This is a genomic window from Polyangium sp. 15x6 (assembly GCF_029960785.1).
In the GTDB taxonomy this organism is placed as follows: domain Bacteria; phylum Myxococcota_A; class Polyangia; order Polyangiales; family Polyangiaceae; genus Polyangium.
Genome location: NZ_JASBQE010000014.1, coordinates 1 through 8,948, shown reverse-complemented (window position 1 = coordinate 8,948; position 8,948 = coordinate 1). Strand labels below are relative to the sequence as shown.

8 protein-coding genes are annotated in these 8,948 nt (G+C 64.1%); 7 read left to right on the top strand and 1 reads right to left on the bottom strand.

The window, feature by feature from the left end; all coding sequences use genetic code 11:
* The first annotated feature begins 73 nt into the window (after positions 1 to 73).
* The 6 genes from QHF83_RS13000 to ccrA are packed head-to-tail and all read left to right on the top strand — an operon-like array spanning position 74 to position 5,413.
* A complete protein-coding gene (locus tag QHF83_RS13000) occupies positions 74 to 775 on the top strand; it encodes a methyltransferase domain-containing protein (protein WP_282418121.1) in 702 nt (233 codons plus the stop codon).
* Entirely contained in the window at positions 772 to 1,641 is an 870-nt protein-coding gene (locus QHF83_RS12995; RefSeq protein WP_282418120.1) for a 3-hydroxyacyl-CoA dehydrogenase family protein, read from the top strand. Before QHF83_RS13000 ends, QHF83_RS12995 begins: the two co-directional genes overlap by 4 nt.
* Positions 1,641 to 2,696 (top strand): HAD-IIIC family phosphatase, encoded by a 1,056-nt coding sequence (locus QHF83_RS12990; RefSeq protein ID WP_282418119.1) that lies wholly within the window; start codon positions 1,641 to 1,643, stop codon positions 2,694 to 2,696. The genes QHF83_RS12995 and QHF83_RS12990 overlap by 1 nt, the downstream gene beginning before the upstream one ends.
* 35 nt (positions 2,697 to 2,731) lie before the next feature.
* Positions 2,732 to 2,998 carry a phosphopantetheine-binding protein gene (locus tag QHF83_RS12985; RefSeq protein WP_282418118.1) on the top strand — a complete coding sequence of 89 codons (267 nt, stop codon included), beginning with the start codon at positions 2,732 to 2,734 and terminating at the stop codon, positions 2,996 to 2,998.
* Positions 2,995 to 4,149 carry an acyl-CoA dehydrogenase family protein gene (locus tag QHF83_RS12980; protein WP_282418117.1) on the top strand — a complete coding sequence of 385 codons (1,155 nt, stop codon included), beginning with the start codon at positions 2,995 to 2,997 and terminating at the stop codon, positions 4,147 to 4,149. Before QHF83_RS12985 ends, QHF83_RS12980 begins: the two co-directional genes overlap by 4 nt.
* Entirely contained in the window at positions 4,139 to 5,413 is a 1,275-nt protein-coding gene (gene ccrA / locus QHF83_RS12975; protein ID WP_282418116.1) for a crotonyl-CoA carboxylase/reductase, read from the top strand. Before QHF83_RS12980 ends, ccrA begins: the two co-directional genes overlap by 11 nt.
* On the opposite strand, the gene QHF83_RS12970 is transcribed toward ccrA, so the two are convergent.
* The gene (locus QHF83_RS12970; protein ID WP_282418115.1) at positions 5,410 to 6,318 is read right to left on the bottom strand and encodes an alpha/beta hydrolase; all 909 of its coding nucleotides are present in this window, start codon (positions 6,316 to 6,318) and stop codon (positions 5,410 to 5,412) included. The two genes, ccrA and QHF83_RS12970, sit on opposite strands and share 4 nt — an antisense overlap.
* A gap of 449 nt (positions 6,319 to 6,767) precedes the next feature.
* Here QHF83_RS12970 and QHF83_RS12965 point away from each other — a divergent pair, with 449 nt between their 5' ends.
* Positions 6,768 to 7,973, top strand: coding sequence for a cytochrome P450 (locus QHF83_RS12965; protein WP_282418114.1), 1,206 nt, complete (start codon positions 6,768 to 6,770; stop codon positions 7,971 to 7,973).
* The last annotated feature ends 975 nt before the right edge of the window (positions 7,974 to 8,948 follow it).

Genomic DNA, 8,948 nt, shown 5'->3' with positions numbered 1-8,948 from the left:
AAAGGACATCGCGGAGGGCGCTCGCCGAGCGTCATCCCCATCGAGGAGTGCCCCAATGTACCTGACGCGCAACATGTTGGCCGATTCTGGCGGAGAGTTCGATTGGTCGGGTTACTTTTCCCGCATGCGCGCCGAGGATTACTTGGGGCGACTGGATCCGCTCGCCGTTCTGTTGCATCTACGCGCAGAGCTTGGCGAGAGCCGCCCGCAGTTCACCTTCGTCGTCACGCGCATGCTGCGTAGCCTGCTTCGAGGAATCGATTTCCGAGGGCAGAGGGTGCTCGAGCTCGGCGCCGGCACGGGGTTCCTCACCCGGTGGCTCGTCAGCGAGTACGGCATGGAGGGCAGGCTCGTCGACAACAATACCGAGGCGCGGCGCGCGTTCGACGCCATGGACGACCACACCAAGGATAGGATAGACTACGTGATGTCGGATCTGTTCACGTACGCGTCTGCCGAGCGGCATGACGTCGTGTGCAGCTTCGGCGTCATCGAGCACTTCGCGGACAAGACGGATATCCTCCGGGCACACACGAAGCACCTGCGCGAGGGCGGAATGCTCCTCTTGCTCGTGCCTATGGATACTCCGCTTTCGCGCGTCTACTACGAGGTATATCCAGAGCTGAACCTCGGGTATCGTGAGCTCTGGACGGTGGCCGAGTTCAAGGAGATCCTCGTCGGTCAAGGCCTCGAAGTGGTCCGGGTGGAGACGAGCCGCGGCTACAGCTACGACATGATGGGCGCCGTATGCAGGCGAGCAAAGGAAGAGAAATGAGCACAGGGAAGCAAGTCCTCGTCGTCGGCGCTGGCACCATGGGCGCCGATCTCGCATTCGATCTCAGCGCGCACGGGCATTCCGTCATCCTGAAGGACATTCACGAGGACGCGCTCGTACGCTCGAAGAAGCGCATGGGGGAGCTCCTCCGGCTCGTCTTGCTCATGGACCGCGCGCGTTTCGGCGGCGCGAAGCTCGATGCCATCATGTCTCGCATTCGCTTCACGACGAGCTACGAAGGCCTCGACGACGTTCATTTCGTGGTCGAGAACGTCGTGGAAGACCTCGCGGTGAAGCGCGAGGTCTTCGCGGAGCTCGGGCGGTACTGCGGCGAAGATACTGTCTTCGGGGTCAACACGTCCTGCGTATCGATCACGACGATCGGCTCCTTCCTGCCGCGGCCGGATCGCGCGATCGGGATGCACTTCCTGAATCCTGTCCCGCTGAAGCGGCTCGTCGAGGTTATTGTGGGGCATCATACCTCTGTGGAGACCATCGATCGCGCGAAGGCGCTCCTCGATTCGCTCGGCAAGGAGGCTGTCGTGGTGCAGGACAGCCCAGGGTTCGTCACCAACCGCATCCTGATGTTGACGATCAACGAGGCGGCGTTCGTCGTGCACGATCGCATTGCAGAGCCTGCGCAGGTGGACCGGATCTTCACCGAGGGTTTCAGCCACAAGATGGGCCCCTTGGCGACGGGCGATCTCATCGGGCTCGACACCATCTTGAAGTCGCTCATCGTGCTCTACGATAGCTTCAAGGATCCGAAGTTCCGGCCCTGCCCGCTGCTCGTCCGCATGGTGGACGCGGGGCTGCTCGGCCGGAAGAGCGGCAAGGGCTTCTTCGACTACGGAAAGGTGCCGTGATGAGCAAGCACGACGAAGAGGGCATCAAATGCGTCGTCTGGGATCTGGACAACACGCTCTGGGACGGCGTCTTGGTCGAGTCGGGGCCGCTGACGCCCAAGCCGGAGATCGCGCGGATCATCCGCGCGCTGGACGAACGCGGCATTCTTCAATCCATTGCCAGCAAGAACAACTTCGACGACGCCGCCGCGAAGCTCCGGGAGCTCGGGCTGTGGGATTATTTCCTCTACCCGGAGATCCACTGGGGCGCCAAATCCGAGTCGATTGCACGCATCCAGAAGGCTCTGAACATCGGGATGAACACGATCCTGTTCGTGGACGACGATCCTTTCGAGCGTGACGAGGTCGCGAAGGCGAACCCGGACGTCAACGTCGCGCCTGCCGATTCGTACGCCACGCTGCTGGACGATCGCCGCTTGATCCCTCGGTTCATCACGGCCGATTCGGCGCGCAGGCGCCAGATGTACCGCGAGGACGAGCAACGCAAGCGCGCGGAGGAGACGTTCGACGGCCCGAAGGAGGCTTTCCTGAGCGGGCTCGGAATGCGCTTCAAGATCGCGGAGGCGGGAGGCGACGATCTCGCGCGGGCGGCGGAGCTCACCGTACGTACGCATCAGCTCAATGCGACGGGTCGGACCTACAGCTACGACGAGCTCGACGCCTTGCGTCGGTCGAATTCGCACAGGCTCTACATCTGCGAGTTGACCGACGTCTATGGCTCGTATGGCAAGATCGGCCTCTCCCTCGTGGAACGCACTGAATCTGCTTGGTTCGTCCGGCTGCTTCTCATGTCTTGCCGAGTGATGTCGCGCGGGGTGGGTACGGTCCTGCTCGGCTATCTGATGCAAGAGGCGAAGCGCGCAGGCGTCCGTCTCTTCGCGGATTTCGTCCCCACCGACCGCAATCGGGCGATGTACGTCGCGTTCAAGTTCAATGGTTTCCGGGACGTGGGCGACGGTGACGCGGGGGCACGCGTGCTCGAAGCGAACCTCGAGCAGGTCCAGGGTTTTCCGGCGTACATCGACGTGGTCACCCCGCAACCCGCGTCTGGTTGAATCGATCTTCGAGCCCCTTCGAACGAAAAGGATACATGACCATGGTAACCGTCGAGTCCATTCGTACCTTCATCCGGGAGAACATGGTGTCGAACCATCGTAACGCCGTGCTCGGCGACGACGACGACATCTTCAAGCTCGGCTTCGTGAGCTCGATGACGGCCCTCAAGCTCGTCAACTTCGTCGAGACCGAATGCGGGGTGACCGTCGACAACGACGATCTCGACGTGTCGACGTTCAGCACGGTGAACAGGATCGTGGCGTTCATCGAGCGCAAGCTCGGCACGACGCTCGCCCGATGAAGCTCCGATTGACGGCGGAGCAGGAGGCCGTGGTCGGGCGCGCGCGGGCATTCGCGAGCTCCCGGCTGCGCCCGCGCGTGGCCGAATTCGACGAGGCGGGCGTGCCACGCGAGATCGTGCTGGCGCTCGGGCGCGAAGGCCTGCTTGGCGCGCTCGTCCCAGCGGATCTCGGCGGGAGCCCGCTCGACGCGGTGACCTGGGGCCTCGTGACCGAAGAGATCGGCAAAGTCTGCTGCAATACGCGATATTTGTTGACGGTACACGCCTCGATCGTCGCGGGCACGCTCGCTCGATGGGGGAGCCGCGCGCAGAAGGCGGCATGGTTGCCCGCGCTGGCGTCGGGCGAGGTCGTCGGCGCGTTTGCCTTGAGCGAACCCGAGACCGGGAGCGACGCGGCGAACGTTCGCACGCGCTACGACGCATCGGAGGGAGGCTTCCGCATCGAGGGTCGCAAGCGATGGACGACCTTCGGCGCCATGGCGGACGTCTTCCTCGTGCTCGCGCGCCGCGGTGACGAGGCGACGGCGTTCCTCGTCGAGCGGGATCGGCCTAATGTCCACGTGAAGCCGATTCGAGACATCCTCGCGGGCCGGGGCTCGCACCTGGCGGAGATCCATTTCGACGGCGTCGACATTCCCAAGGAGAACATCGTCGGGAGCCTCGGCGCGGGTTTCCGGTACGTCTGCTCGACCGCCCTCGACATCGGCCGCTACAGCGTCGCGTGGGCGGCCGTCGGCGTGGCTCAGGGGGCGCTCGAGGCGATGTCGACGTATGCCGGACGGCGCGAGCAATTCGGTCAGCGCCTCCACGAGTTCCAGCTCGTGAAAGCAATGATCGCGGACGCGGTCACGGACGTCCACGCTGCGCGCGCGCTTTGCATGCACGCGGGCTTGCTCCGCGACAAACGGGACCCCGATGCGATGATCGAGTCGTCCATCGCGAAGCAGTTCGCGGCGCGGGTCGCGACGCGTGTGACGGCCGACGCGCTCCAGGTCCATGGCGCGTATGGGCTGTTGCACGGAGGCGTGGCGGAGATGCTCTTTCGCGAGGCGCGGGCGCTTTCGATCATCGAGGGGAGTACCCAGATCCAGCAGCTCGTGATCGGCGTTCACGGCGCGAAGGCCTACGGTGAGGGGACCCATGAAACGTGAGATCTATGAGCTAGGTGAAATCCCGGACCTCGGCGAGGTACCTCGAACCATGTACGCCCAGGTCATCCGGGAAAACAGGTTCGGCGAGCCCGCGAGCGCATACCGAATGGAGATCGTACCCGTCCCCGAGATCGGTCCGCGCGACGTGCTCGTCTACGTCATGGCTGCGGGGGTGAACTACAATGGCGTCTGGAGCGCGCTCGGCGCTCCGGTGAACGTGATCGATGCGCGTCGTCGGCGCGGCGAGCGGGAGGATTTCCACGTCGCAGGCTCCGACGCGAGCGGCATCGTCTGGGCTGTCGGGAAAGAGGTCACGACCGTATCGGTCGGTGACGAGGTCGTGCTCCACTGTGCCACCTGGGACGAGGACGATCCCCACGTCGTGGCCGGCAAAGACCCGATGATGGCCCCCTCGCAGCTCATCTGGGGGTTCGAGACGAACTGGGGAAGCTTCGCGCAGTTCACGCGCGTGCAGGCGCACCAATGCATCCCGAAGCCGCCGCACGTCTCGTGGGAGGACTCGGCGGCCTACATGCTCTCCGCCGCGACCGCCTACAGGATGCTCCATGGATGGCCGCCCAACGACGTGAAACCCGGGGATCCGGTCCTCGTCTGGGGCGCGGCCGGCGGGCTCGGCTGCATGGCGATTCAGATTGCGAAGGTGGCGGGCGCGTTGCCCGTCGCCGTGGTGAGCGGCGCTGACAAGGCCGCGTATTGCCGTTCGCTCGGCGCCGTAGGCGTCATCGATCGCAATCGATTCACGCATTTCGGCGCTCTGGGTTCGGTCGAGGACAAGGCGGCCTATGCGTCGTTCCTCAAGGGAGCCCGGGAGTTCGGAGCGGCGTTCTGGGAGGCGATCGGAAAACGGCGAAACCCTGCGATCGTGATCGAGCATCCGGGCGAGGACACGCTGCCGACGTCGATGTTCGTCTGCGATACGGGTGGCATGGTCGTCATATGCGCCGGGACGACCGGGTACCTCGGTTCGCTCGATCTGCGATACCTCTGGATGCGCCAGAAGCGGCTCCAAGGCTCCCATTTCGCAAACGACGAGCAGGCCCTCGCCGTCACGAACCTCGTGGCGGAGGGGCTGCTCTCGCCCTGCTTGTCGAGCGTGTTCGACCTCCACGAGACGGGCCACTGCCACCAGCTCATGCGCGACAACCGGCATCCCAATGGCAAGATGGCCATCCTCGTGAATGCGCGCCGCCGCGGCTGCACATCCTGGAGGAGTGCCGCGGAACGCGCGGTGCGCCCTTCTTAATGGCGGATGTCGTGCGCGTCGAGGAACCGTAGCCACCTCGCGTCGAGCGCGTCCGCCTGACCGAGAATGATGTCATGCCCTGCCGCGGGGATCATTTCGGTTTCGGCCAACGGCATCACCTCGCGCCAGCGCCGAAGGACTTTCCTCGGATCACACGTCTTCTCGTGCTCACCCATCACGAGCAGCGTGGGGACGCGGATCTTCCGGAGCTCCTCGTCGTCGACGAGCGTGGGAGGGACGTAATGCCGCGGCGTGAAGGTGTGCGATGCGAGCCATACGTCCTCGCTCCAGTCGTTCACCTCGTCATGCGCCTCCCTGCTGCTCTTCGCGAAGTCCTCGAGCAACCAGAAGTAGAGGTGGGTATGCAGGGCCTTGAGCGGAATTCTGACGAGCGCCGCGTGGCTGATCCATTGGATTGAGAAGGGCGCCAGAGTGTGCACGGGCGCGATGAGCGTCAGCGTTTGCAAGCGATCCGGGCACCGCGCCGCGTAGCGGCTCGAGAGCCACCCGCCATACGAGTGCCCCGCGAGGTGAACGCCCTTCGCGAGGTGCAGCCCTTCGAGCACGCCGTCGAGCCAGGCGCAGAGCTCGTCGATGGTGTCCGGAAATTGCGTGCACACGCTGCGACCGAAGTCGAAGATGTTGTCCGGAGCGAATACACGATACCGCTCGGAGAGCCGGGCGACGCAATGCGACCAGATGAGCGAGTTGGCGGACGCCCCGTGGACGACGACCATCGGAGAGCCACTGGAAGGCCCGCTGACCCGCACGAACGTCTGCCCGAACGGGGTATCGATCATCTCCGTCGTATAGGGCACGGGCCATCGCCGCGCGCGCTCCTCGTACCGCTCGAGATACCTCCGACAGCACTGCTCCGATCTGAACGCGGCTCTGTTCGGTGTCATGTGGCGCCTCGTAATTTCCACGATATGCTGGTGACGAAACCACTCCTCTAGCGGCGTTTGCCGCCCGAGTGGTCGGTCCAAGCAAGGCATGTGCCGCTGCGATCTTGCTGGGGGGACGCCTGCATGGCGACCGTGGAAGGTCTCCGTCGAAGTGTCGCCCGGCGATTCGTGTGCGAAATCGTTTCAGAATGCGCCTTCATTCGAGCCGCCACGGTCTTAAGGATCTCCTGACCGTTCGATGTCGTGCTGACATGAGCCGCGTGGCCACGTGGACCCGTCGTCATGCGGTTACCCGCGGCTTTGACTCGATCGATACATCCCGTCCACGACGGGCGTTGCTTGTGTATCCTGGAAGATGGTGATATCATGCGGTTTGTTCACACAGTGTGTGTGACCATCACCTCCGAGGATCCGAGGACTAGATGACGGACACGGTGCAAGAGAAGGCGGTGGACGAGTTCGCGCTCGACATGGATGGGCCGAGCTTCCTCGCTGATCCCCATCCCACGTACCGGTGGTTGCGCGAGTGTGCGCCCGCGTATGTGTGGCAACCTCGCCACGCGGTGGTCTTCAGCCGATATCGGGATGTCAAGGCAATCCTCAACGATCGGCGTTTCAGCAACAATTACCGTGCGTGGGAGTTCGCCCAGCCGGAGCAATGGCCTCCCGAGCTCGCCGATTTTCAGAAGTTACTCGACAATGGTTTGAGCCTCCTGCCCGATCACCGCCACGGTCCGGTGCGCAGGCTCGTCAGTAGCTCCTTGACGGTGCGGAGCGTCGAGCGGATGCAAAGCCGAATTCAGCGAGCCGTCGACGAGCTCCTCGACGTGACTGTCGACGGTGGTCGTCTGGACATCAGCAAATTCGCCGCCCCCCTGCCGGCTCGGGTCATCTGTGACCTGCTCGCGATACCGGCGGAAATGCGCGAGGATCTCTGCGCGTTCGGCCTGGCCGCGGCGAAAAGCGCCAACATTGCGTTGCCTCCCGATGAGCTCATCGCCTCGATCTCGCCGACGCCGCGCTGGGTGGCCATGTTGCGTCGGGTCATCGCGGAGCGTCGCGAGAACCCCCGCGAGGATGACCTCCTGAGCACGCTCATCACTGCGCGCGACGACGGCGCCAAGCTATCCGAGGAGGAACTACTTTCGCTCGTCTTCACCTTCTTCGTGGCGGGTGGAGACAGCACGAAGAACGCGATTGCGTGGGGGGTGCACACCCTTCTCCGGCACCCGGCGGCTCTCGCCGAGATCCATCGTGACGCGTCCCTCATGCGCAACGCCGCCGAGGAGACCATGCGTTTCGAGATGTTCGCGAAGTCGGGCTTCCCGAAGTACTGCACGGAGGCAATGGAGTTTGCGGGCGTGTCGCTGCGAAAGGGTCAAATGGTGCTTCCCCTCATCGCCGCTGCGCTCCGCGACGAAGACGTGTTCCCAGAGCCTGATCGGTTCGATATTCGTCGCGACCTTCGACAGACCATATCCTTCGGCTCGGGGCAGCAGACCTGCCTGGGCGCCGCGTTGGCGCGAATGCAGCTCGTGACAGCGCTCGGGACCCTGTTCAGGCGATTCCCCGAGATGAAGCCGCTCGGCGAGCCTGAATTCGAGCCGCATCCCCTGATTCGCTCGATGAAGAAGTTCGAGGTCGCGTTGCACTGAGGGACCGCGACCCGCTCGAGGCGAACACCCGCCAAGGTGTGTTGTGTTCTGCCCCCTTCGGAACGGGACAAACCTGACCGCCGTGCCACGCACGGTCGAGGACAAACCGTTCATACCCAAGCGAACCCGCAGGAACCACACGAGCCAGCTGAAGGCTGCGTTGGGCAGCCCACCTGTCCATATCGTGCCTTCCGACTCGGTCAAACCCGACCGTGTACCCATCACGAAGATGCCGCACTCCCCCATCAGGGAGCTGCCCAGGGGCCCCCCAATCGGACCACTCAACTCCGGACGGGGACCGCACTCGAGACCCTCGCAGACCGTCTCTGCGTGCGCTGGCATAAGCCGCGCTCGCGCCGGCCCCATCGCCGTGCGGCTGCATCGACCTGTAGCTCGACAGTATTGGTTGACCTACAGGTTGACAGTATCTCCTCGCCTAGCCTCGTCTTTCTCGACGACCGCGGACGTGGCAGGGCCGGCCGGCGCGTTCCCGGCGGGACCGCCCGGTTCGTCGCAAGCGATCAATACTCCGAGCAGGCCCGTACCCTCGTCGAGCCGCCTTCGGCCCGGACAATGCGGCATGCCGTTCGCTTCGCGCTATCCCCGAGCCGCGACCTCATGCGGCAGCGCGATCCTCTCTCCGCGCAACGCCGCCATGACCGCCCTACGTAGGTACGCCTTCGGGTCGATCCCGCAGAGCTCCGCGCTCTCCACGTACGAATAAAAAAGCGCAGCCACCTCGGTCCCACGCTTCGACCGTGACCCGTAGTGATTCTTGCGCCCGACCACGACGCCGCGTTCGGCTCTTTCGGTGTGGTTGTTGTGTGCGCCTTGCCAAGGCGCACATCTCCTCCGGGTGCGAAACCCGGCCGGCAAACTGTCGCTCCAGCCGGAAGCACTCGGAGCGGCTCACGAGGTAACGACATGAGCTGAAGCACTCCGAGAAAAAGCCCCTTTTGGGGGCTAGCGATCTGC

Bases quoted from the DNA above. Each gene is read 5' to 3' on its own strand.
- QHF83_RS13000 (WP_282418121.1), top strand. From the start codon at position 74: ATGTTGGCCGATTCTGGCGGAGAGTTCGATTGGTCGGGTTACTTTTCC.
- QHF83_RS12995 (WP_282418120.1), top strand. From the start codon at position 772: ATGAGCACAGGGAAGCAAGTCCTCGTCGTCGGCGCTGGCACCATGGGC.
- QHF83_RS12990 (WP_282418119.1), top strand. From the start codon at position 1,641: ATGAGCAAGCACGACGAAGAGGGCATCAAATGCGTCGTCTGGGATCTG.
- QHF83_RS12985 (WP_282418118.1), top strand. From the start codon at position 2,732: ATGACCATGGTAACCGTCGAGTCCATTCGTACCTTCATCCGGGAGAAC.
- QHF83_RS12980 (WP_282418117.1), top strand. From the start codon at position 2,995: ATGAAGCTCCGATTGACGGCGGAGCAGGAGGCCGTGGTCGGGCGCGCG.
- ccrA (WP_282418116.1), top strand. From the start codon at position 4,139: ATGAAACGTGAGATCTATGAGCTAGGTGAAATCCCGGACCTCGGCGAG.
- QHF83_RS12970 (WP_282418115.1), bottom strand. From the start codon at position 6,318: ATGACACCGAACAGAGCCGCGTTCAGATCGGAGCAGTGCTGTCGGAGG.